At 58.9% G+C, this 22,683-nt stretch carries 24 protein-coding genes; 18 read left to right on the top strand and 6 right to left on the bottom strand.

The genetic code is table 11. The annotated features are described in order from the left end of the window. The first annotated feature begins 2 nt into the window (after nucleotides 1–2). Nucleotides 3–401 (top strand): BLUF domain-containing protein, encoded by a 399-nt coding sequence (locus BN1012_RS16815; protein ID WP_052534831.1) that lies wholly within the window; start codon nucleotides 3–5, stop codon nucleotides 399–401. Between the two features lie 18 nt (nucleotides 402–419). On the opposite strand, the gene BN1012_RS07930 is transcribed toward BN1012_RS16815, so the two are convergent. Next, nucleotides 420–1,532 (bottom strand): D-alanyl-D-alanine carboxypeptidase family protein, encoded by a 1,113-nt coding sequence (locus tag BN1012_RS07930; RefSeq protein ID WP_171815933.1) that lies wholly within the window; start codon nucleotides 1,530–1,532, stop codon nucleotides 420–422. A gap of 206 nt (nucleotides 1,533–1,738) precedes the next feature. Between BN1012_RS07930 and BN1012_RS07925 the strand changes: the two genes are divergently transcribed. Together BN1012_RS07925 and BN1012_RS07920 are read left to right on the top strand one after the other, a co-directional pair. Further along, nucleotides 1,739–2,353, top strand: coding sequence for an SPOR domain-containing protein (locus BN1012_RS07925; RefSeq protein WP_043949203.1), 615 nt, complete (start codon nucleotides 1,739–1,741; stop codon nucleotides 2,351–2,353). A 121-nt stretch (nucleotides 2,354–2,474) separates the two neighbouring features. Continuing rightward, on the top strand, nucleotides 2,475–3,707 hold the full coding sequence (locus BN1012_RS07920; RefSeq protein ID WP_043949202.1) for an APC family permease: 1,233 nt from the start codon (nucleotides 2,475–2,477) through the stop codon (nucleotides 3,705–3,707). A 4-nt stretch (nucleotides 3,708–3,711) separates the two neighbouring features. On the opposite strand, the gene BN1012_RS07915 is transcribed toward BN1012_RS07920, so the two are convergent. After that, nucleotides 3,712–5,784 (bottom strand): lytic transglycosylase domain-containing protein, encoded by a 2,073-nt coding sequence (locus BN1012_RS07915; protein ID WP_052534829.1) that lies wholly within the window; start codon nucleotides 5,782–5,784, stop codon nucleotides 3,712–3,714. Nucleotides 5,785–6,153: 369 nt separating this feature from the next. Here BN1012_RS07915 and dapA point away from each other — a divergent pair, with 369 nt between their 5' ends. Both dapA and smpB read left to right on the top strand, forming a co-directional pair. Further along, a complete protein-coding gene (gene dapA / locus BN1012_RS07910; RefSeq protein WP_043949201.1) occupies nucleotides 6,154–7,032 on the top strand; it encodes a 4-hydroxy-tetrahydrodipicolinate synthase in 879 nt (292 codons plus the stop codon). A gap of 33 nt (nucleotides 7,033–7,065) precedes the next feature. After that, the gene (gene smpB, locus BN1012_RS07905) at nucleotides 7,066–7,542 is read left to right on the top strand and encodes an SsrA-binding protein SmpB (RefSeq protein ID WP_122381398.1); all 477 of its coding nucleotides are present in this window, start codon (nucleotides 7,066–7,068) and stop codon (nucleotides 7,540–7,542) included. Here smpB and BN1012_RS07900 read toward each other — a convergent pair. Both BN1012_RS07900 and BN1012_RS07895 read right to left on the bottom strand, forming a co-directional pair. Further along, nucleotides 7,539–8,225: a uracil-DNA glycosylase gene (locus BN1012_RS07900; RefSeq protein WP_043949199.1), complete on the bottom strand. Its 687-nt coding sequence runs from the start codon at nucleotides 8,223–8,225 to the stop codon at nucleotides 7,539–7,541. The two genes, smpB and BN1012_RS07900, sit on opposite strands and share 4 nt — an antisense overlap. Nucleotides 8,226–8,233: 8 nt before the next feature. After that, a complete protein-coding gene (locus BN1012_RS07895) occupies nucleotides 8,234–8,845 on the bottom strand; it encodes a LabA-like NYN domain-containing protein (RefSeq protein WP_043950803.1) in 612 nt (203 codons plus the stop codon). Nucleotides 8,846–8,956: 111 nt separating this feature from the next. Between BN1012_RS07895 and folK the strand changes: the two genes are divergently transcribed. The 12 genes from folK (at nucleotide 8,957) to recO (ending at nucleotide 19,464) form a co-directional block, all read left to right on the top strand. Further along, nucleotides 8,957–9,493 (top strand): 2-amino-4-hydroxy-6-hydroxymethyldihydropteridine diphosphokinase, encoded by a 537-nt coding sequence (folK, locus tag BN1012_RS17245; RefSeq protein ID WP_063958495.1) that lies wholly within the window; start codon nucleotides 8,957–8,959, stop codon nucleotides 9,491–9,493. A gap of 222 nt (nucleotides 9,494–9,715) precedes the next feature. Further along, the gene (gene rpoZ / locus BN1012_RS17865) at nucleotides 9,716–10,150 is read left to right on the top strand and encodes a DNA-directed RNA polymerase subunit omega (protein WP_043949198.1); all 435 of its coding nucleotides are present in this window, start codon (nucleotides 9,716–9,718) and stop codon (nucleotides 10,148–10,150) included. Next, nucleotides 10,128–12,497: a bifunctional (p)ppGpp synthetase/guanosine-3',5'-bis(diphosphate) 3'-pyrophosphohydrolase gene (locus BN1012_RS07880; protein WP_320408874.1), complete on the top strand. Its 2,370-nt coding sequence runs from the start codon at nucleotides 10,128–10,130 to the stop codon at nucleotides 12,495–12,497. Before rpoZ ends, BN1012_RS07880 begins: the two co-directional genes overlap by 23 nt. A gap of 58 nt (nucleotides 12,498–12,555) precedes the next feature. Then, nucleotides 12,556–13,182 (top strand): orotate phosphoribosyltransferase, encoded by a 627-nt coding sequence (pyrE, locus tag BN1012_RS07875; protein WP_043950801.1) that lies wholly within the window; start codon nucleotides 12,556–12,558, stop codon nucleotides 13,180–13,182. A 67-nt stretch (nucleotides 13,183–13,249) separates the two neighbouring features. Continuing rightward, nucleotides 13,250–14,017, top strand: coding sequence for a pyridoxine 5'-phosphate synthase (locus tag BN1012_RS07870; protein WP_043949196.1), 768 nt, complete (start codon nucleotides 13,250–13,252; stop codon nucleotides 14,015–14,017). A 7-nt stretch (nucleotides 14,018–14,024) separates the two neighbouring features. Next, on the top strand, nucleotides 14,025–14,429 hold the full coding sequence (gene acpS / locus BN1012_RS07865) for a holo-ACP synthase (protein ID WP_043949195.1): 405 nt from the start codon (nucleotides 14,025–14,027) through the stop codon (nucleotides 14,427–14,429). 13 nt (nucleotides 14,430–14,442) lie between these two features. Beyond that, nucleotides 14,443–15,381: an oxygen-dependent tRNA uridine(34) hydroxylase TrhO gene (trhO, locus tag BN1012_RS07860; RefSeq protein ID WP_043949194.1), complete on the top strand. Its 939-nt coding sequence runs from the start codon at nucleotides 14,443–14,445 to the stop codon at nucleotides 15,379–15,381. Beyond that, nucleotides 15,378–16,016, top strand: coding sequence for a glutathione S-transferase (locus BN1012_RS07855; RefSeq protein WP_043949193.1), 639 nt, complete (start codon nucleotides 15,378–15,380; stop codon nucleotides 16,014–16,016). Before trhO ends, BN1012_RS07855 begins: the two co-directional genes overlap by 4 nt. A 164-nt stretch (nucleotides 16,017–16,180) precedes the next feature. Then, nucleotides 16,181–16,933 carry a signal peptidase I gene (lepB, locus tag BN1012_RS07850; RefSeq protein ID WP_420887293.1) on the top strand — a complete coding sequence of 251 codons (753 nt, stop codon included), beginning with the start codon at nucleotides 16,181–16,183 and terminating at the stop codon, nucleotides 16,931–16,933. After that, on the top strand, nucleotides 16,930–17,655 hold the full coding sequence (gene rnc / locus BN1012_RS07845) for a ribonuclease III (protein ID WP_244442961.1): 726 nt from the start codon (nucleotides 16,930–16,932) through the stop codon (nucleotides 17,653–17,655). The genes lepB and rnc overlap by 4 nt, the downstream gene beginning before the upstream one ends. Then, entirely contained in the window at nucleotides 17,652–18,569 is a 918-nt protein-coding gene (gene era, locus BN1012_RS07840; RefSeq protein WP_043949192.1) for a GTPase Era, read from the top strand. The genes rnc and era overlap by 4 nt, the downstream gene beginning before the upstream one ends. 166 nt (nucleotides 18,570–18,735) lie before the next feature. Next, complete coding sequence (gene recO / locus BN1012_RS07835) at nucleotides 18,736–19,464, top strand: DNA repair protein RecO (RefSeq protein ID WP_043949191.1); 729 nt, start codon at nucleotides 18,736–18,738, stop codon at nucleotides 19,462–19,464. On the opposite strand, the gene BN1012_RS07830 is transcribed toward recO, so the two are convergent. Beyond that, on the bottom strand, nucleotides 19,461–19,754 hold the full coding sequence (locus BN1012_RS07830) for a hypothetical protein (protein WP_043949190.1): 294 nt from the start codon (nucleotides 19,752–19,754) through the stop codon (nucleotides 19,461–19,463). The genes recO and BN1012_RS07830 overlap by 4 nt on opposite strands. A 154-nt stretch (nucleotides 19,755–19,908) precedes the next feature. On the opposite strand from BN1012_RS07830, the gene parC reads away from it, so the two are divergent. Further along, nucleotides 19,909–22,170, top strand: a complete 2,262-nt coding sequence (gene parC, locus BN1012_RS07825) for a DNA topoisomerase IV subunit A (protein ID WP_043949189.1) — start codon at nucleotides 19,909–19,911, stop codon at nucleotides 22,168–22,170. A 19-nt stretch (nucleotides 22,171–22,189) separates the two neighbouring features. Here parC and BN1012_RS07820 read toward each other — a convergent pair whose 3' ends face one another. Next, nucleotides 22,190–22,678, bottom strand: coding sequence for a hypothetical protein (locus tag BN1012_RS07820; RefSeq protein WP_043949188.1), 489 nt, complete (start codon nucleotides 22,676–22,678; stop codon nucleotides 22,190–22,192). Between the last annotated feature and the right edge of the window lie 5 nt (nucleotides 22,679–22,683).

Genomic DNA, 22,683 nt, shown 5'->3' with positions numbered 1-22,683 from the left:
ACATGGCGTTCTGCCAGTTGGCGTATGTGAGTGATGTGAGCGGGGCGAACGGGTGTTATCACCCTGATGATCTGTCCCACCTTGTCGCCTGCGCCCGGCGCAACAATGTGCGTGACGGCATTACCGGCATCTTACTGACAGGTAATCGTGGCTTCATTCAGGTGATTGAAGGCCCGCGCATGGCTGTCCTGTCCCTGTTCGACAGGCTCGAAAGTGATCCCCGGCATGAAAACCTGGTAGTGCTCCACAAGGGTGATGCGCAGTTGAGGGCTTTTCCCGAGACGCCATTATCTGTGCGTGCTGCCAGCCCGGATACCATCCATCAGCTTGAAACAGCCCTGCCACCACTGGGGACAGGTCTGTGCGCCAAGCTGACGACCGAAGCGGCCAGCCTCGTATAGAGGTGTCGGAGTACTCTCTTACTTTGAAAGCGGAATGCAGGCGGCGCCTGCAGCCTTGAGCTGGCTGCAGATGCTACGCGCTGTTGCTTCATCCACACCAAGATACTTGGCCCGGTAGAGCGTGCCGGTAGCCCGCTGCAGCGGTTCGACTCGTGTGGTGGCCTGCGCGAGCTGGGGCGAAATTTTGGTGGCAGCTGAAAGCTGTGCCTTGGCGGCTGCTTCCGTTGAAAATGCCCCAAGCTGGACACCCCAATCGCCGGTGACGATGGCAGCGGCTGTTGTCGGGGCAGGTGTCGTTGTGGTTGCGACCGGCGTGGGGGCCGGCGCAAGCTTGTTGGCTTTCGCCGCATTCAGCGACGCGACGATAAGCTGATCGGCGTTTGCAGCATTGGTGGCGTTCCAGACGACGGCAATAACGTCTCGGTCGCCGGCTTTGCCCGTCTTGGCACGATTGACCTTGGGCGCGATGTTTGCACCAGCGGTGCTGGCTGAGCTATTGCCGGACAGGGCGCTCAGGAAGTTCCGCGGTCCCTGATAGGTGATGCCTTTCCAGGCGAAACTTGTGCCCACGAGACCCTTGGCCCGCTCCGGGAATGTGCGCATGAGGGCCAGTGAGAACCGGATCATGTCGCGTGGTGTGGAGAACTGCTTGGGGTGCGGGGCGCCTGAGATATTGACGAAGCTTGTCTGTGTGAGGCCAAGCTCTTTGGCTTTTTCATTCATCATGGCCACAAAGCGGACTTCGGACCCTGCCAGAAATTCAGCCAGAACAGCAGCCGCGTCGTTGGCGGAGGCGGCAAGGACGGCATCGAGCGCGTCGCCGGCCGCAATGGTGTCAAAATGATCAAGGCCGAGTTTTGGCTGCGGCTGCTGGATTGCGGTGCCGGTCACGAAAATGTTTGTGGTGGGTTTGACGGTGCCTGTTTCAAAGGCTTCGAACATCAAATAGATGGTCATGAGCTTGGGAAGAGCGGCGGCATGCTGGCGGTTGTCGGCATTGTCTGCCAGCAGGACGTCGCCGTTTCGCGCGTCAATCACGACTGCTGAGGCCGCAGCATGGGCCGCTGATGAGGCTGAAAAGCCTGCAAATCCAAGCAAAACTGCAAAAGCGCAAGATGCAAAAGCACGCATGGCTGACATTCCTGTTCCGGGCCGCTTCCAAGGCCAATTCGTCTGGTCACACACAGTTTACGGCTTAACCTTACAATCCGCTTAAGACGGAATTCAGGCGAATTGCAGGCAAAGGACATGCCTCAATTGTTCCTCATTCTGGCAACACTTCCTTTACCCCGTTCGTCGAGCATAGGCCCTGTAATTTCATTGCGGGGAGAGGCCCCATGTTTGCTCAGATGACCACACACTCCATGTCGAGCCTGCTGACACGTCTGCTGTCCAATCGTGAAGCGCTGAACACGGCGCTCGCTGGATTGCTGCTGGTTGCCCTTGTGCTCGGCATGTCCGGCAAGGTCCAGGCTGAGGAAATCGCTGATGAGCTGGGTAGCTACGACCGCGAAATGCTTACGTCGCTGATTGAAGCCGTGATCGCGGCGGATGAGGGTGACATGATCGTGACGGCCGCCATTCCCGATGCCTCTGCTCCGGCCTCCAGCCCGCGCAGCATCATTCCATCGCGCCGTGCAGACATCGCCGGCGGTGCGATCGGCAGCCAGCCCGCAACAGCCTCCAAGGTTGATCCCGGTTTTGCGTTGCAGCTTGGCTCCTTTGCATCCGCTGAAAATGCTCAGCGTGGCTTTGAACAGGCCAACACGAAATACGGATCGACGCTTACCAGCAACACGCTTTATGTGCAGCCGATTGATCTTGGTGAGCGCGGTGTTTTCCATCGCCTGCGCATTGGCGGTTTTGAGAGCATGCCTCAGGCTTCAGCTGCGTGCACCACACTGGGTATTGCGGCAGCTGACTGCATGATCGTTTCTGCCATGATGCAGTAATGATCTAGCTCAAGGCCTCAGGGTGGATTTGCCCTAAGCTGTTCACATTCAGATTTGAATTCGCCGTCATTGCCCCTGTGGCAGTGGCGGCGTATTTCTTTGTGCGGTGAGGGCTCGTCTTATGTCGACGTCGGAACAACCACATCTCAAACGGGCGCTCGGCCCGGTGCTGCTGACGCTCTACGGCATCGGCGTTACCATCGGTGCAGGCATCTATGTTCTGGTGGGAGAGGTTGCTGCGGTTGCCGGAATGGCAGCGCCGGTTGCTTTTCTGCTGGCTGGTCTGCTCGCGGGGTTGTCAGCCTTTTCCTACGCAGAGCTTGCAACGCAGTTTCCACGGGCCGGGGGAGAAGCGACCTATGTCAGTGTGGCCTTTTCCAAACCGTGGCTGACGACAATCACGGGTCTGCTGGTGGCGTTCTCCGGCATCACGTCGTCAGCTGCGGTATTGCTGGGATTTGTAGGCTACCTCAATGAACTGGTTGCAGTGCCGGGATGGGTTGCGCTGGTGGGCGTGATATCACTTCTGGCTGTCATTACCTTCTGGGGTGTGTCCCAGTCCCTCATCGTCGTTGCTGTTACGACGCTGATTGAGATTGGCGGGTTGCTGCTTGTCATTGGCGCAGGGTTGCCGGTCCTTGAAAATCTCCCGGCGGCTCTCCCTGATATCTGGCCTGGTATGGACGGGTTTGTCTGGCTGCTGGTTATTTCCTCAAGCGTTTTGGCTTTCTTTGCCTTCATCGGGTTTGAGGACATCGTGAACATGGCGGAAGAGGTAAAGTCGCCAAGCAGGACGTTGCCAATTGCGATCATTACGACGCTGGCCGTCAGTACACTGCTTTATGTTCTGCTGACGACGATATCGGTTCTGATCATTGAGCCGGGGGAGCTTGGGACAAGCGATGCCCCTTTGGCGCATGTGTTTGAGGCCAGTGGGGGCAACCCGGCCATTCTCAGTTCCATTGCCATTCTGGCTGTCGTGAACGGGGCTTTGATCCAGATGATCATGGCATCCCGGTTGCTCTATGGCATGGCGCAGCTTGATCGGTTGCCGAAGATCCTGGCGCATGTGAATCCCGTCACGCGGACACCTGACGTGGCGATTGTCGGCGTTGCGTTGATTGTATTGATCTTTGCGCTGACGCTGCCGATTGCCGAGCTGGCATCCTATGCGAGCTTTGCCGTCCTGACAGTGTTTGCGATTGCAAATGTTGCCTTGCTGGCACTGCGTCGCTCAAAGGACTACGGCACTCCGCCCTTCAAGGTGTCTCTCATCGTGCCTATGCTCGGCGCAGGCGCGAGCCTGGCCTTGCTCGGCTTTGGGTTGGCACAGCGACTGGGTCTTGTTGGCTAGGCTCTTATTGGGTTGCCGGTACCGGCACAGAGGCGGGCGGCGCAGAAGGTACAACACCGGCACGGTGAAGGTCCTCGATGAGGTTCACATTGACGGGGCCACCAGCAAGACGCGCGCGATACACCTGCGTGTTTTCCAAAACCCGCTGAACATAATTGCGGGTCTCGGAGAATGGGATCTGCTCGACCCAGTCAATGGGGTCGATGCCCGGTGTGCGCGGATCGCCATAGGTGGCAATCCACTGATTTACCCGGCCACCACCTGCGTTGTAGGCGGCAATGGTGAGAATGTAGGAGCCGCCAAACTCATCCAGCAGATCACCCAGATGGGTGATGCCGATTTGGGCGTTGTAGGTGGGGTCCGTCAGCAGGCGGGACTTGCTGTAGGGCAGCCCATAGGCATTTGCTGTCCGCTTGGCTGTGCCCGGCATAAGCTGCATCAGGCCGCGCGCACCAGCATGGCTGACGGCCTGCGGGTTGAATTCGCTTTCCTGACGCGAAATGCCGAAGGCTAGTGCCCGTTCAACAGGTGACCCAGCCGACGGCACGTTCGGAAGGGCATTTGTGGGATATGCAAAGTCGGGCAACTCAATGCCCTTGCGGGACGCAATCTTGGCGGTGCGGACAGCCAGGTTCGGGCGTCCAGCGATGCGCAGCCAGTTGGCCATGGCTTCCAGGTCGCCGGCATCCGTCAGGTAGCGGGACAGATGATAGAAGAAAGCGGTCACAAGACGTTCTTCACCAAGGGCGTTGAGCATCTTCATGGCTGCAACTGCGCTGGACATGTTGAAGGTCGCCGGTGCCTTGCGCCCGTCGGCCACGATGTTGATTGTGTTGATGCCTCCCAGCAGCGACTGGCGTGCCAGTTGGCCGTAGAAGGTGGTGTCGTGTTCCGAGGCGCGCTGATAGTAAAAGCCGGCATCTTCCTTGCGACCGTCAGCCTGTGCGGCCCGGCCTGCCCAATACTCGGCCCGGGCCTTGCTGATGGGTGTCTTCACATTTGCTGCAAGGGTGCGGAAGTGGAAATAGGCCTTGGTGGGATCATTGAGAAACCGCAAAGCAATCCAGCCCGCAAGCCACTCACCTTCGGCAAATGATACGCCCGATGACATGCCGTGGTTGCGCACCAGGTCATAGGCCGTGCGGAAGTCTCTTTCCTTGAGCAGGCGCCGTGCGTGCAGATGGCGCTCGCGCCAGAACTCGTCCGGGCGGACCATTTCTTCACCCGTGGTGGGCGCGCGCAGAATGAGCGGGACGGCATCGTCCGGTGTGCCATTGCGCCGCCGCCAGCGGGCGCGTTCGAGCAGCAGTCCGGGATTGTTGGCCAGATTGGCGGGCACTGCATTGACAGCGCCATCCACGCCGGCGCTGCGTCTCGCCAGCCGGATGCGGGCTTCGGCAAGAGCTGCATGGTCCGCGCCGACGAGCGACGCCATCTGCCGGGCATCGGTTGCGTCCTTGTCCCACAACAACCGGTCGAGGCGGGCGATGTGATCCTCCCGGCGCAGGGTATTGCGGTGCTGGCGGATGATCTGGGCTTCACGGGTGCTCTCAAAGTCATGGTCGATCCAGCCGGTGCGGACCATGTCGCGGCCCCGGTCGGTATCCCCGGCTTCGATGAGGGCCTCCCCAAAGCGGATCTTGCCTTCGCCGGTGATCGGCGGGTTGAGGTCAAACCAGGACAGGATGGAGCCGGTGTCCGGACGCTCCGCCAACAAGGCTTCCTCGGCGCGGCGTTCGAGCCGGTCGCGTCGTGGCCAGTCCTGATTGGTGTTCAGGAATGTCGTGATCTCGATGCTGCTGGCGCCGGAGTTCTTGTCCTGGAGTTCAAGCCAGCGAATGATCTTTGAGGCGGTCTCATCCTTGATGCGGGTTGCCGTGGTGCGGGCGGTGACCCAGTCGCCTGACTGCGCGTCTGACAGGGCAGACTGCACCAGTGCGTAGTCCGCATAGGTGAGGTTCAGCCCGGGCAGGGGCACCGTCGCGTTTGGATCAATGGCGGGTGGTGCCGGCCGCTCAGTGGGCACGGCCTGGGCATGTGCCGTCATCATCCCAAGGGGGACCAGCAAAGCCGCCATCGCTGCGCTGCGAAGAAGGGAGCCGAAAGGGCGATGGGGACGGGCGGTCAAAGATGACATCATTTCTACCGGTTTGGAGCAGGTGGCAGGGGGGAGCGGCGTACCGTTTGCAAGAGTGTAACCGCGAATTGTGACGTGTGGGGGATGCTTTTTGTGAAAGTGATCCGGTGAATTGGCGCAGGCCTCCCGCACAGCTTGGGCGTGTTGGAGCAATGCGTCTTTAACATATGAGCTAGTCTCCGCCGATCAGTGGCAGAACAGCCGTTGCGGCTTGGCGCGCGTTCCCATAATGTCCGCGCCCGCACCTCATGATGAGGCGTGCTGCGTCGTCGTTGCGCGCATTCTTTCGTTTTTCCAGGGACCAGACCGATGTTCAAAGGCTCAATTGTCGCTCTCATCACACCATTCGATGGTGAGAATGTGGACGAGAAAGCGCTGCGCGGTCTTGTGGACTGGCATGTGGATCAGGGCACGCACGGCATTGTGCCCTGTGGCACGACAGGTGAAAGCCCGACCCTGAGCCACGATGAGCACAAGCACGTGGTCGAGATCGTGGTTGAGCAGGCCGCTGGTCGCGTTCCCATCATGGCGGGCACAGGCTCGAATGCGACCGCTGAAGCAATCGCGTTTACCCAGCACGCGGCAAAGGTCGGCGCGCAGGGTGCGCTGGTCGTGACGCCGTATTACAACAAGCCGTCTCAGGAAGGTCTGTACCAGCATTATATGGCAGTGGCCGACAGCGCTGATATTCCCGTGTTCATTTACAATGTGCCCTCGCGCAGTGTTGTCGACATGAGTGTGGAGACGATGGCGCGGCTGGCAGAGCACAAGAATATCGTCGGTGTGAAGGACGCGACGGCAGAACTCGATCGGGTGCTGCTGACACGCGCTGCCATTGGGCCGGATTTCATTCAGCTGACCGGCGAAGATGGGTCTGCGCTGGCCCACCACGTGATGGGTGGGGTTGGCTGCATTTCCGTGACCGCCAATGTGGCGCCTGCTGCCTGTGCCGAGTTTCAGAATGCGTGTATGGCCAAGGACTATGATCGTGCGCGGGACATCCAGGATCGTCTGATTGGTGTTCATGAAGCGATGTTCTGCGAAACAAGCCCGGCGCCGGTGACCTATGGATGCAGTCTGCTGGGGCTTGCGCCGAACACGGTGCGCTTGCCTCTCGTGACTGCGTCTGCGGCTGCTGAAGCGCAGGTGCGCGACGCCATGTCCAAGGCCGGACTTCTCAATAGCTGATTTTAGTCAGCATCAGGATCAAATCTCATGGCAGTGAAAAAGAAAGGGGCGTCGGTACAGCACAAGGTAGCTGCTGAAAACCGTAAGGCGCGCCATGCCTATGAGATTGGCGATACGATGGAGACCGGCGTCATGCTGCAGGGCACAGAAGTTAAATCCCTGCGCGACGGCCGGTCCAACATCGCAGAAAGCTACGCGTCCATTGAGAATGGTGAGCTCTGGCTCATCAACAGCTACATCCCGACATATGACGCGGCCAGCCGCTTCAACCATGCGCCGCGTCGTCCGCGCAAGTTGCTGGTGCATGCGCGGGAACTTGCCAAGCTGCATGCCGCTGTTCAGCGTGATGGCATGACGCTGGTGCCGCTCAAGCTCTATTTCAATGACAGAGGCCGGGCAAAGCTCGAACTGGCGATTGCCAAGGGACGCAAGGCGCACGACAAGCGCGAAGCGGACAAGAAGCGGGACTGGCAGCGCGACAAGGCGCGGATCATGCGCGAACGCGGTTAGGCCTTCTCAGGCTGGCGTTTCAGATCATCCGTAATCTGAGAAAATACATCTTCAAACATTTCTTCGGTGAGACGGCCGGTGTTCGTGTTGTAGCGGGAGCAGTGATAGCTGTCGTACATCACAATGCCATCGAGCTCATGCCGGCTGGCGTGGCCGAAGGGGTGGTCGGCCAATCGGTAGCCGCCCATGCGCAGAACGCTTTCATGGGCGATACGGCCCAGGGCCAGCATGTGGGTGATCTTTGGAAGTGCCTTGATGCGCCCGATGAGGAAGGCCCGACAGGTATGGATTTCTGCAGTCGTCGGCTTGTTTTGCGGCGGCACGCATCTCACAGCATTGGTTATCATGGCGTCGTGGAGTATCAGTCCATCGTCTGGCCGGGCATCATAGGTGCCTTGTGTGAAGCCAAATTTTGTCAGGGTTGCGTAAAGCAGGTCACCTGCGTAATCGCCGGTAAAGGGCCGGGCCGTCTTGTTGGCACCTTGCAGGCCCGGGGCTAGGCCAACAATCAGCAGTCGGGCGTCGGGATCGCCGAAGGACTCCACAGGGCCGTTGTGCCAGTCGGGGTGCTTCGCCCGGTTTTCCTCATGAAACGCCACGAGCCGCGGACAATGCGGGCAGTCGTAGGGCGGCTCGGCGACGGGTGTGATGTCCGGGATATTTTTGCTGGATGCGCGACTCATGCGCGATCCTAACCGGCTTCTGCTTCGTCCTCATAGTCGTAGTAGTCGTCATCGTCCTCAGCCGCATCATCCTGCAGAGGGCGGACATTACCGTTGCTGCGCCCTATGAGATTTTGCAGCGTCTGCAGTTCAATGAACGTGTCTGCCTGACGCCGCAACTCATCGGCGATCATGGGCGGTTGCGACTTGATGGTGGAAATGACGGTAACGCGGACGCCTTTGCGCTGCACTGCTTCTACAAGGGAGCGGAAGTCGCCGTCGCCTGAGAACAGGATCATGTGTTCGATGTGCTCGGCCATCTCCATGGCATCGACTGCTATCTCGATATCCATATTGCCCTTGATGCGCCGGCGGCCCTGGCTGTCGGTAAACTCCTTGGTGGGCTTGGTCACCATGGTGTAGCCGTTGTAGTCGAGCCAATCGATCAAGGGCCGCAACGGTGAATATTCAGCATCCTCATTTAGGGCCGTGTAGTAGAAGGCGCGGATGAGATTCACGCGGCCAGTAAATTCTTCCAGCAGGCGTTTGTAGTCGATGTCGAAATCGAGTGCCTTGGTGGCGGAATAAAGGTTGGCGCCGTCAATAAACAGGGCGGTGCGATCGGTGGGTTTTAACTGCACGGGCAGAGGCTCCAGATCAAAAATTTTGGCTGTTTCGTTGGAGAACAACGAGTATTTCCAAGGAGTTAGAGTGTTTTGCGGTGAGGGAAAGGGTGTGGGGGACACAAATCTGTGATTAACGACGCTGCATTTGTTGCCTTTGGCGCAAACCTGCCGGGTCCGGCTGGTTCTCCGCTGGATAGTTTTCGCGCGGCCGCTGCCCTGATGGCGCGACGGGGTGTCCATTTCGCCCGGGTTTCTTCGGTTTACGCGAGTGACCCCTGGGGTGGCATACGCCAGCCCGTTTTTCTCAATGGCGTTTGGGAAATTAGAACCGTCCTTTCGCCTAACCGGTTGATGGCAGTGTTGCTTGAGGTCGAGCGGCAGCTGGGTCGTCGCCGCCGTGTGCGTTGGGGACCACGTGTTATTGACCTGGATTTGCTGGCTTTTGGCTCGCAATCAGGCAACTGGGCGGCGGGGGCGGCAGGCCGGGCATTGGTTGATCTGGAATTGCCGCATCCCCGCATGGCGGACCGGGCATTTGTGCTGCTTCCACTGGCCGAGATCGCGCCTCGGCTCAAACCCTGGGGTGAAGACCACGGTACGGTGTCCCAGATGGCCGAAAAACTGCCAATCAGCGCGCGTTTCACGATCCGGCGACAGAGCTGAGCCCTATTGCTCACTTGGCGAAATTCCCTTTGGAACGCTTGCGTTTGTGCAGTGCAGCGGTTAGGAGAGGGGTTCGGAAAAACCATTGCCTTGCCTTGCGGCGACCCCAATGCGCTCAGGGCCCAGGTTTACGCGTCTCGATTTTCAGGTCTGCGGCATCGCGTTGCTCGCTGAACCCGGATCTTCAGATCAGGCGCCTACTGGACTTTTTAGGAGACTTACATGGCTCGCGTTACCGTTGAAGACTGCATCGACAAGGTTCCAAACCGGTTTGAACTGGTTCTCCTGTCATCTCGCCGTGCTCGCTCCATGTCCTCTGGCGCAGCGCTGACGATTGACCGCGACAATGACAAGAACCCTGTTGTTGCTCTTCGCGAAATTGCAGAAGAAACCGTTGATTGCGCTGATCTGCGTGAAGACGTGATTGCTGGTCTGCAGCGCCACGCCATGACGGAAGCAGCCGACGACCTTCCCGAAGACGACGATGCTGTGCCCCTTCAGTTGGGCATGGAATCACGTGCCGACGACATGCCGGCTGGTGACAACTTCGGTAGCCGTGAAATGAGCGACGAAGACATGCTGCGTGCCCTGCATGATGCAGGTGAGAAAACAGCAGAACGCCCGGCAGGCACTGATGAGGAATACCCGGACCTCTAGGCCCAAAAAACCACCGGCCAAAAGCCGCGCCATCGACGCCGGGTCCACTGTGACCGACGGGGCCGTTGGCTCGCATCCGGTTGTCGCGGATATCGACACTCCTGTTCTGCCTGCTACCCCTGATCGCACGTACCGCCCCATGATCCGCCAGTATGAGTTGGTAGAGCGGGTGAAGGCCTATTATCCATCCGTGGATGAAGGGCTCCTCAATCGCGCCTATGTCTACGCGATGAAGATGCACGGGTCGCAGACGCGTGCCTCCGGCGATCCTTATTTTTCCCATCCCCTGGAAGTTGCGGGTCTTCTTACAGATCTTAAACTTGATCCAGCGACCATCGTGACTGCGCTGTTGCATGACACGATTGAGGACACGGATGCGACGCATGGGGAGATTGCTGATCTCTTCGGTGAGGAGATTGCCCAGCTCGTTGATGGTGTGACCAAGCTCACCCGGCTGGAGCTGACCAGCGAAGAGACCAAGCAGGCTGAGAATTTCCGAAAACTCATTCTGGCGATCTCGAAAGATGTGCGCGTCCTGCTTGTGAAGCTTGCAGACCGCCTGCACAACATGCGGACGCTTGAGCACATCAAGAAGTCCACGACGCGTCATCGTATCGCGCAGGAGACCATGGATATCTATGCGCCGCTTGCGGGCCGTATGGGTATGCAGGGCTTCCGGGATGAACTGGAAGACCTGTCCTTTGCCGTTCTGCAGCCTGAAGCGCGCCAGGCTGTGAAGGCGCGGCTTGATCAGCGGCAGGAAAGCAGCCGCGAGCTCGTCAAGCGCATTGCGGATGAGATCAAGAAACGGCTGGCTGAGGTCGGCATCGAGGCGTGGGTGTCAGGGCGCACCAAGAAGGCACATTCCATCTGGAAGAAGATGGAGCGTAAATCCATTTCGCTTGAGCAGCTGTCAGACATCTACGGCTTCCGAGTGGTGGTGGATTCCGTGGATGACTGCTACCGCGCACTGGGCATTCTGCATTCCACCTGGCCCGTCGTGCCGGGTCGCTTCAAGGACTACATCTCAACGCCAAAAGGCAACAACTACCGCTCGATCCACACCACTGTAGTGGGCCCCGAGCGCGAGCGTGTGGAGATGCAGATCCGTACGCTCGAGATGCACGAAGTGGACGAGTACGGCGTGGCTGCCCACTGGTTCTACAAGGACTACGTCGAGAACGGATCGAAGAAGAATGTCGCTGCCTCCGACGAACTTGTTGCGCCGTTCCGCTGGCTGCGGCAGGTGGTTGAGCTGCTGGAGCATGGAGCGACACCGGAAGAATTTCTCGAGCATACAAAGCTCGAGATGTTTCAGGACCAGGTTTTCTGCTTCACGCCCAAGGGCCGCCTGATCGCGCTGCCGCGCGGCGCCACGCCAATTGATTTTGCCTATGCGGTGCATACGGACATTGGCGACAGATGTGTGGGTGCCCAGGTCAATGGACGCCATGTGCCATTGCGCTCAGCGCTGCGCAACGGTGATGAAGTCGAGATCATCGCAACCGAACAGCAAGTGCCGCCGCCGGGCTGGGAAGACATCGTCAAGACGGGTAAGGCCCGTGCGGCGATCCGGGCCCATCGCCGGCGGGCGGAGCGCGGCGAGCATATCCGCCTTGGCCGCGGCATCGTTGAGGCTGCGCTGCGGGCCGAAGGACTGCCGCGCGACGAGGCGGCACTTGAGGTGGCACTTCACGACATGCAGACGGTGTCGCTCGACAACCTGTTTGAACAGGTAGGCCGCTCAACATTGAGCGTGGATACCGTCGTGCAGATCATGATGAAGCACTTCACCCCGGAAACGGTCTCCCGCCGCCCGAAAATCAAAGGGGCCAAGGTGGCTGCTGCCGCAGAAAAAGCGCGCGCGGAAGGCAGCGTCCCGCGCCGCCGCCCGGATGCGGTGCCGATCACGGGAGCCGGGCCTGGAACCGGCGTGACGCTGTCTGCTGTTTCAATGCCCATACCGGGTGACCGGGTGGTCGGCATCGTACAGCCGGGCAAAGGCGTGGAGGTCTTTAGAATAGACAGCCCATCTCTTGCCGATTTTGACGATGAGCCGGACCGGTGGATTGATCTGGCCTGGGATATTGATCCTGAAGAGCACGAGCTTTTTCCGGCACGGGTCATTCTCACGCTTGCGAACTCGCCTGGTGCTTTGGGAGAGGTCGCAACCATTACCGGCAAGTATGGCGCCAATATTGAGAACCTGATCACAACAGATCGGAAGTCTGATTTTTACGAGATGGTGGTGGATATCGGCGTTGAGGGTGCCAAGCACCTGGAGCGGCTGCTGACGGGTCTGCGGGCTCTCAAATGCGTGTCATCTGCAACCCGCGCGTATGGTTGAGACTATTTGCAAGCGCAGGCTGGTTTGCTATTGAGCGGTCATGACAAGCAATAGCGACATGCAGAATTCCATCGATACGCCGGCCAATCCCGGCCCCCTTGGCCTAGAAGAGGTTCTTCATGAGTTCCGGGCGGCGGGCGCGCTTCTGGAAGGACATTTCATCTTGTCCTCAGGGCGCCACTCCGGCACGTACCTGGAAAAGAACAAGGTGTTCATGGACCCGGCCCGCACGGCGCGTCTGGCGCACGCGCTGGCGCAGAAGGTCCAGGCAACGGTTAAGGGCGACATCGATATTGTTGTTGCCCCGGCTGTTGGCGGCATCATTCCCGGCTATGAAATGGCGCGGCAACTTGGCCTCAAATCCATGTTTACCGAGCGTGAAGAGGGCAAGTTCGTCCTGCGCCGGAATTTTGTTCTGGAACCCAATGCCCGCGTGCTGATGGTCGAGGACATTGTGACCACCGGTCTGTCCTCACGTGAGTGTCTTGCGGCCATCCGTGAGGCGGGGGGCAATCCTGTTGCTGCGGCGTGCTTCGTGGATCGTTCAGGCGGCAAGGCTGACCTTGGTGTGCCGCTCGTGCCGCTGGCCCAGCTTGATGTGTCGAGCTATGCGCCGGACGAGCTACCCGAAGCCTTGGCAGCCATTCCCGCTGTGAAACCGGGTAGCCGAAACCTCAAGGCCTAGGGACCGCATAGCTGGACAGCGTGCTGTGAACTTTACTTTGGGGCCTGGGCGCACCATTTTTGAGCCTATGAGCACCAACACACTTCGCCTTGGCGTCAATATCGATCATGTGGCCACCATCCGTAATGCGCGGGGAGGGCAGCATCCCGACCCCGTGCGCGCGGCCGAGATTGCGGCCAAAGCCGGGGCGGATGGGATAACAGCCCATCTTCGCGAGGACCGGCGACATATCTCCGATACCGATATTGACCGGCTGATGGACACTCTGGAGCTGCCGCTCAATCTTGAAATGGCGGCGACGGAAGAAATGCTTGAGATTGCGCTCAAGCATAAGCCCCATGCCTGTTGCCTCGTGCCCGAGCGCCGGGAAGAGCTGACCACGGAAGGCGGACTTGATGCCGCTGCCCAGCACAATCAACTAGCGCCTTATGTGAGCGAGCTTGTTGATGCCAAGATCCGCGTCTCGCTGTTCGTCAATCCGGATCGCGTGCAGCTGGCGGTTGCCAAGGCCATGGGCGCCCAGGTGGTGGAGCTTCACACGGGCTCATATTGCGACGCCTTGAATGATGGCGACGCTGAGAAGGCAGCAGGCGAACTCGCACGCCTTCAGCAGGCCGCCCGCGAAGGCCACGAGATGGGTCTGGAAATGCATGCGGGTCATGGCATTACTTTTGATGGCGTCGGCGCAATTGCAGCGATACCTGAGCTGGTTGAGCTCAACATTGGTCACTTCCTGATCGGGGAGGCGATTTTTGGTGGGCTTGATTCAACCATCCGGCGCATGCGGTCCATGATGGATCAAGCCCGCGCGTCCTCGAAGACGGCAATTGCGTGAGGCTGACATGATCCTTGGTATCGGAAATGACCTGATCGACATCCGCCGCATCGAGAAGACGCTGGAGCGGTTTGGTGATCGTTTTATCCAGCGGATTTTCACTGACATCGAGCAGGCCAAGTCAGAGCGCCGTTTGCAACGGGCGGCGTCTTATGCCAAGCGCTTTGCGGCCAAGGAAGCCTGTTCAAAGGCGCTTGGCACAGGGTTGCGACAGGGAACATTCTGGCGGGATATGGGTGTTGCCAATCTGCGCAGCGGCAAACCGACCATGGTGCTGACCGGCGGTGCGCTGGGCCATCTTGAACGCATGACGCCCGAAGGCATGGTGGCTCAGATTGATCTGACGATCACCGATGACATGCCGCTGGCACAGGCCATCGTGATCATCTCTGCGGTTCCAGCCAAGAGCTGATAAGAGTACCGGTATGACTGAAACCAACGCACCCTACAAAGTCGCCGCACTGTATCACTTTGCGGTCGTGGATGACCCGGCTGGCCTGCGGCCCGACATTACCGATATCTGCAAATCAAACGGGCTGATGGGGACCATTCTTCTGGCCCCTGAAGGCATCAACGGAACCGTTGCCGGCACGCCTGAAGGCGTCGACAAGACGATTGCCTATCTGAAATCACTGCCGCAGTTCACAGGCCTTGAAGTCAAGTATTCTGTCGCAACGGACATGCCGTTCTTGCGGATGAAGGTTCGTCTCAAGAAAGAAATCGTGACCATGGGCGTGGAGGGTATCGATGCCGCCCGCGCCAAAGGCGAATATGTGGACCCGCTGGCGTGGAATGACGTGATCAGCGATCCGGATACGATCGTCATTGATACGCGCAATGCCTATGAGGTTGCGATTGGAACTTTTGAAGGCGCGATTAATCCGGATACGGAGACATTCCGCGACTTTCCAACATGGTTTGATGATTTTGCCAAGAACCTGCGCAAGGACACGGGCGAGCAGCCCAAGATCGCGATGTTCTGCACCGGTGGTATCCGCTGCGAGAAAGCCACCGCCTATGTGAAAGCGCAGGGGTTTGAGGATGTTCATCACCTCAAGGGCGGCATTCTCAAATACCTCGAGAACGTGCCTGAAGAAGACAGCAGCTGGAATGGTGACTGCTTCCTGTTTGATCAGCGTGTGGCTGTGGGCCATGGGCTGAGGGAAAGCGACTATGGCCAGTGCTATGCGTGTCGTATGCCGCTCAACGCAGAAGAACGCGCTTCTGAGAAGTATGTTCACGGCGAGTCCTGCCCGCACTGCTTTGACACCAAAACGCAAGAACAGCGTGAGCGATATCGCGAGCGCCAGCGTCAGGTGAACCAGGCGGCTGAAGAAGGCCGTAAACATCTGGGGTCGCGATGAGTGCAGAGCCGATCCTCTTCAGCTTTCGCCGCTGCCCCTATGCCATGCGGGCGCGGATGGCTTTGCTTGTGAGCAAGACGCCGGTGCGGCTGCGTGAAGTTGTGCTGCGTGACAAGCCCGAGGAGATGATTGAGGTCTCGCCGAAGGCGACGGTTCCCGTGCTGCTGCCGGAAGAGGGCCGCGTCATCGATGAGAGCCTTGCCATCATGTTGTGGGCGCTGGAACGCAATGACCCTTATGAATGGCTGGACAATCAGCAAGCCAGCCTTGAATTAATTCAGGAAGCGGATGGCGGCTTCAAGGACAATCTCGACCGCTATAAATATCCGACACGCTATGAAGGCGTGGATCCGGTTGAGCAGCGCGATGCCGGTGTCGTGTTCCTCAAGAAACTTGACGAGATGATTGCGCAGGAAGGGCAGCTACTTGGCGCAGAGCCGCGCCTCGCTGACCATGCGATCTTTCCGTTCGTCCGGCAGTTCGCCAATACGGATCGGGAGTGGTTTGACGCGTTGCCGCTGCCGTCATTGCAGAAGTGGCTGGAGGGGCATCTGGCTTCTGATCTGTTTGCCACCACCATGACCAAGTATCCGCAGTGGAAGAGTGGCGATCCGGAGCCTGTCTTCGCGGGATAATTTGGGCGCAAAGGCCTCAAAACATTGCGATTCCGCTGGATTGCGGCTATCAGCGCCACATATATGGCAATTCTTCATGCTATTCGGGCACAATTGACCGAATTCGGCATGAGGCTCCATCAGGCAGCGTGATGCCTGACAGAGTGGGTGGAAAGCTTGTGAGCATGACGGACAAGACGAGTTCAGCGCAGTCCAGCGGCGTGATGGAAACCATGCGCACGGTGGGGTACGCCCTGCTGATCGCGCTGGTCATCCGGGCATTGCTGTTCCAGCCGTTCTCAATTCCCTCGGGCTCCATGCTGTCGACGCTGCTGATCGGTGACTACCTGTTCGTCTCCAAATATGCCTATGGCTATTCGAAGCACTCCTTGCCATTCAGTCCGCCCTTGTTCTCCGGTCGTATTCTGGGCGGCGAACCTGAGCGGGGAGATGTTGCGGTTTTCAAATTGCCGACCGACGGGCGCACGGATTACATCAAACGTGTGATTGGCCTGCCGGGCGATCGGATCCAGATGCGCGACGGGCAGCTTTTCATCAATGACGAAGGCGTGCCGCGTGAGCGGGTTGAAGACTTTGTGGAAGAAGACCGGTTCGGCAATATCCGGCGGGTGGCGCGCTATCGCGAGACCCTGTCTAACGGGCGCAGCTACCTCACGCTGGATCAGGTGCGTGGCAGCTCCGGCGACAATACCGGTGTCTTTACGGTACCGGCCGGGCATTTCTTCATGATGGGTGACAACCGGGACAACAGCCAGGACAGCCGGGTGCCCGGTGCCGTGGGCTATGTGCCGTTTGAAAATCTGGTGGGTCGCGCGGAGTTCATTTTCTATTCAACGGATGGCTCATCGCGCTTCTGGGAATTCTGGCAGTGGCCGGGCGTGACACGCTGGGGTCGCATCGGGCAGGGCGTCAATTGACGCGCAAGCCATCCACCAGGGGCCAGAGTGCTGATCAAAAGACAGCCGATGACCCAGCCGCGTTGGCAAAACAACTTCAGTACAGTTTCGACAATCCTGATCTGCTAGAGCGGGCGCTGACCCATGCCAGCGCGACCCCGGTGTCCGGCCCGGACAATGAGCGCATGGAGTTTCTTGGCGACCGGGTGCTGGGGCTGGTCATTGCAGACGCCTTGCTGACCCGGTTTCCATCCGCGCCTGAAGGTGAGATGGCGCCGCGTCTCAACAAGCTTGTACGTCGCGAAACATGTGCGGATGTGGCCCGCGATCTTGAGCTTGGCCGCTATCTGCATCTGGCACCGGCGGAAGTGGCCCAGGGTGGACGGGACAAGACGGCCATTCTGGCCAATGCCATGGAAGCTGTGATTGCAGCGCTTTACATGGATGGTGGGTTGGAGCCATCTCGTGCATTTATTCTCAATGCGTGGGACAAGGCATTTGATACGGTTGCGCAAATACCGCGTGATGCAAAAACCCTTTTGCAGGAGCGCCTGCATGCCATGGGTCAATCGCACCCGAAATACACGGTGGTGGGGCAGGCGGGTTCTGACCATGCGCCTGTGTTTGATGTGGAAGTTCATGCGGGTGACGCAGGTGTTGCGCGCGGCCAAGGCTCCTCGAAACGCAATGCCGAGCAAGCGGCTGCAGCGGAACTGCTGAGCCAACTGGAAGAAAGAGAATGAGTGAAGAGACCGGCACCAGCAAAGCGGGCTTTGTCGCACTGATCGGTGCGCCCAACGCGGGCAAGTCCACGCTTCTCAATCAGTTGATTGGTCAGAAGCTGGCGATCGTAACCCACAAGGCGCAGACAACGCGCACGCGCATCCGTGGCATCACCATGGAAGGCAAAAGCCAGATTGTATTTGTGGACACACCGGGCATTTTCACGCCCAAGCGGCGCCTCGATAAAGCGATGGTGGCTGCGGCATGGGGCGGGGCAGATGATGCCGATGTGACGGCCCTTATTGTGGACGCCAAGCGGACGCGACCAGACCATGAAGGCTTCATCGCCATTCTGGACAGTCTGGCAGGCGCCAAGCATCCGTGTCTGCTGGTGCTCAACAAGGTGGATGAGGCGCCCAGAGAGCGCTTGATGGAGCTGGCCGCTGTGGCCAATGAAAAGGCCACCTTTGCTGACACGTTCATGATCTCGGCTCTCAATGGCTCCGGCGTTGCAGACCTGCGTGCCCGCCTTGGAGACATGATGCCTGAGGGACCGTATCTCTATCCAGAGGACCAGGTGGCGGATTTGTCTCAGCGTGTGTTGGCGTCAGAAATCACGCGTGAGAAGCTTTTCCTGCGAATGCATGACGAACTGCCATACGCGACCACCGTCGAGACAGAAGGTTGGACCGTCAAAAAGGATGGCTCGGTCAAGATTGATCAGGTGGTCTATGTGGAACGTCCCGGCCAGAAGGGCATTGTTCTTGGCAAGGGCGGGGCTGCGATCAAGGAAATCGGGTCGCAGGCGCGCAAGGACATTGAAGAGGCGCTTGATATCAAGGCGCATCTCTTCCTGTTTGTAAAAGTGCGTGAGAAGTGGGGCGATGATCCGGAGAGATACCGGATGATGGGGCTGGATTTCCCCGGCAAATAGGCGTCCTTGGTGCGAGTAGTTTTCCACAGAGTGGGATAAGCCGGTGCATAGTCGCAGTTTTGTTGTCATTCCGTCTTAATCCAAACTGCTAAGTTATTGATTTTACTGAATTGCATCCGCGACTCAGTTGTCATGATCCAGACCGAAGGCAGGAGCGCGCGCACCCATGGATTGGTCCGATGAAGGCATCGTTCTGCACGTGCGCCCTCACGGTGAAAGCTCGGCCATTCTCGAATTGTTGACGCGGGATCACGGCCGCCACATGGGGCTGGTCCGGGGTGGCGGCTCGAAGCGCATGCGCGGCGTGTTGCAGCCGGGAAACACACTGAGCGTCACCTGGCGGGCCCGGCTTCAGGAGCATCTTGGCAACTACACCGCAGAGCCGGTGGCGCAGCGGGTGGCAACCGTGCTGGCTGATCGTCAGGCACTCGCGGGGCTCACCTCATCTGCCGCCCTGGCCAGTGCTGTCCTTCCGGAGCGAGAGGCACATCCCCGGGTGTATGATGGCCTGACAATCCTGCTTGATGCGCTGGATGCGCCTGAGACCTGGCCGGCTATTTTGGTACGCTGGGAGCTTGGATTGCTTGAGGATCTCGGCTTTGGGCTTGATCTCTCAGCCTGTGCCCTGACGGGTGAGACGGACAATCTGGCCTATGTGTCCCCCCGATCGGGCCGTGCCGTCACCGCTGAAGCAGCGGGCACCTACAAGGAGCGCTTGTTGCCGCTTCCACCGTTTTTGACCGGTGGCGGGCAGGCGAGTGCGGATGATGTTCAGGATGGCCTGCGGTTGACCGGGTTTTTCCTGGAAAAGCGGGTGTTTGCGCCAACAGACAAGCAATTGCCGGTGCCGCGCATTGGCCTTGCTGAGGTTCTGGCAGCTTCTGCGGGCAGCTAACCGCCGCTTATGGTTGCGCCGACTAGCGCCACAAAGGCCATCATCGCGAACACGGCGGTTCCGGCGTAAAGCGGGGTGTTTGTCACGCTGCGCTTTGTCAACTGTACCTGTCGCCAGGGCACGACCAGTATGGCTGGTAGAATGAGCAGTGTTCCGGCGCCTCCGGCCAGTTTTGCGGCCGTTTCAGCCGTCAGGGCGAAGCTGGACTGAGGAATGCCATAGCTCGCCAGGGCCGCTATCAGCAGCGCTGCGACGGCCATGAACAGCCAGTATTGCCGGTTGGAGATCATGGGGCTCCTGATCCGCTTTTGATCGCTTGACCACGCCGGATGCGCGGGCGACCAACTACACTACGCAGAATAGCTTGATTCGAGCCACATTCCGCTTTCCGGCGGGTGAATAGGCCCGATCAAATTCGACCGACATTGTGCCCATTGGAGTGACATGAGCAAGCCGACAACGCCCCCGGACGATGCCCGCCCGATTGCCCTGCGAGAGGCGCTCGAAGAGCGGTATCTGGCCTATGCCCTGTCCACCATTACCCAGCGTGCGTTGCCGGATGTCCGGGACGGCCTGAAGCCTGTCCAGCGGCGTCTGTTATTCGCGATGCGGCAGCTCAAGCTCGACCCCAATACCGGTTTCAAGAAGTGCGCTCGCGTGGTGGGTGAAGTCATCGGCCGATATCACCCCCATGGTGACCAGTCGATTTATGACGCACTGGTGCGTCTGGCTCAGGACTTTGCACAGCGTTACCCCATGGTTGAAGGGCAGGGCAACTTCGGGAACATCGACGGCGATAACGCTGCTGCCATGCGATACACCGAAAGCCGGATGACTGAGGTTGCCCGGCTGATGCTGGATGGCCTCGACGAAGACACGGTGGACTTTCGCGATACCTATGATGGCGAAGACGAAGAACCGGTGGTTCTGCCCGGTGCGTTTCCCAATCTGCTGGCCAATGGCACGACGGGCATTGCCGTTGGCATGGCCACGTCCATTCCGCCGCACAACGCAGCTGAACTTGTGGATGCGTCACTGCATCTCATCAAGCAGCCCAATGCGCGTGACGAGACGTTGCTCAAATATGTTCCGGGGCCTGATTTTCCGACTGGCGGCGTACTGATTGAGCCGGCGGAGAACATTGCAGAAGCCTATCGTACGGGACGTGGCTCTTTCCGTCTGCGGGCGCGATGGGAGCGCGAAGATACGGGGCGGGGCGGCTACCAGATTGTCGTCACGGAGATGCCCTATCAGGTTCAAAAGGCGCGGCTGATCGAGCGGGTGGCTGATCTGCTGCAGGCGAAGAAGCTGCCACTGCTGGGCGACATTCGTGACGAGTCCGCTGAGGATGTGCGGCTGGTGCTCGAGCCCAAGGTGCGGACCATTGATCCTGAAGTCTTGATGGAAAGCCTGTTCCGGGGCACGGACCTGGAAGTGCGCATTCCGCTCAACATGAATGTGCTGAGTGCCACCCAGGTGCCACAGGTGATGAGCCTCAAGGATGTGCTGCGGGCGTTTCTTGATCACCGTCGGGTTGTTCTGCAACGGCGAACGAACTTCCGCCTTGGAAAGATTGCGCATCGGCTTGAGGTGCTGGAGGGCTACCTTGCCGCCTATCTCAATCTCGATGAAGTAATCCGGATCATCCGTGAAGAGGATGAGCCGAAGAAGGAACTGATCAAGGCGTTCAAGCTGACCGACGTTCAGGCGGAAGCCATTCTCAACATGCGCCTGCGCTCTTTGCGTAAGCTCGAAGAGATGGAAATCAAAGGTGAGCACAAGGAGCTGACGGCAGAACGTAAGACGCTCAACGCCCTGATGAAATCAGAAGGCAAGCAGTGGGATACGATTTCCGGCGAGCTTAAAGAACTCAAGAAGACGTTTGGACCCAAGACGGATATCGGCCGACGGCGCACGGAACTGACCGACGCGCCAGACGTTGACGAGGCCGCTGTTGTTGAAGAGCTGACCGTCAAGGAACCCATTACTGTCGTGTGCTCGGAGAGCGGCTGGATCCGCTCCATGAAGGGGCATACGGACGATACGTCGACACTCAAATACAAGACCGGCGATGGGCCACGGTTCGCAGTCCATGCGCAGTCGACGGACAAGATCATTCTGTTTGCCACCAATGGGCGGTTTTACACCTTGGATGCAGCCAAGTTGCCCGGTGGGCGCGGTTTTGGGGAGCCTGTGTCTGTGATGGTGGATCTGGGTGACGGGGAAACGATCGTGTCTCTGTTTGTGCACAAGCCCGGCAGGCAATTGCTGGTGGCGTCGCAGACCGGATACGGCTTTGTGGTTCCCGAAGACGAAATCGTTGCGATGACGCGCAAGGGCAAGCAGACGCTGAACCTCGCATCAGGGGACGAAGCGCAGACATGTGTGACAGCTGATGGCGATACGATTGCCGTCATGGGTGAGAACCGTAAACTGCTGTTGTTCCCGCTTGAGCAGGTCAACCAGATGACCCGTGGTCGTGGCGTTCGTTTGCAGCGCTACAAGGATGGCGGATTGCGTCAGGCCAAGGTCTTCAAACTCAAGGAAGGCTTTCAGTGGCGTGACGGCGGCGGTCAGAAGACGATTGATGCCAAGGCCCTCAAGGACTGGCGGGGCGACCGTGCGCAGGCCGGGCGTCTCCCGCCAACCGGGTTCCCCAAGCGGGACTGGACTACGTTTGACGGGTCAATCCAGAGCGAGCTGTAACCAAAGCGAGCTTCCGGGCTTACTCCGCCGTGAAAAGGTGGATGCGGTCATAGCCCCAGTAGCGGACCATGAGCTGATACTCCGCGCCTGACGTGTAGCGGGCTGCATCCAGCGTGATGGCGTTGACGTCTTCGAGATAGCTCTCGGGCGTCAGGTCGGCATTCATGACCACCTGCGCGCAGATTTCTTCCGGCTCGCCCTGTACGAAGTTGCCGCCACGATCCGCCACAAACCAGCGATGGACACGGCAGGGGGTTGAGGCCTCCAGCAGGATCGGATCGTCGGTATTGTTCTTGAGATTGACCGTATAGCTGAACGGTACGTCGCCTTCACGGGGCAGAATGACCTTTTCAGGTGCTGTCACAGTCAGATGCACCGGATCCTGGTCCAGCTCCAGCCAGCCTTGGCTGATTGCCACGGATACAATGCCGACAACTGCGATCATGATCAGCGTTGTTGCCATGTAGTTGGGGAGGCGCGGGCCGTCTGCTTTTTTGTCAATCGCCATGAAGT

Origin of the sequence: Candidatus Phaeomarinobacter ectocarpi (assembly GCF_000689395.1) — a bacterium.
Taxonomy (GTDB): domain Bacteria; phylum Pseudomonadota; class Alphaproteobacteria; order CGMCC-115125; family CGMCC-115125; genus Pyruvatibacter; species Pyruvatibacter ectocarpi.
Note: the sequence above shows the minus strand (reverse complement) of the source record. Positions and strands in the feature narration are given on the sequence as shown.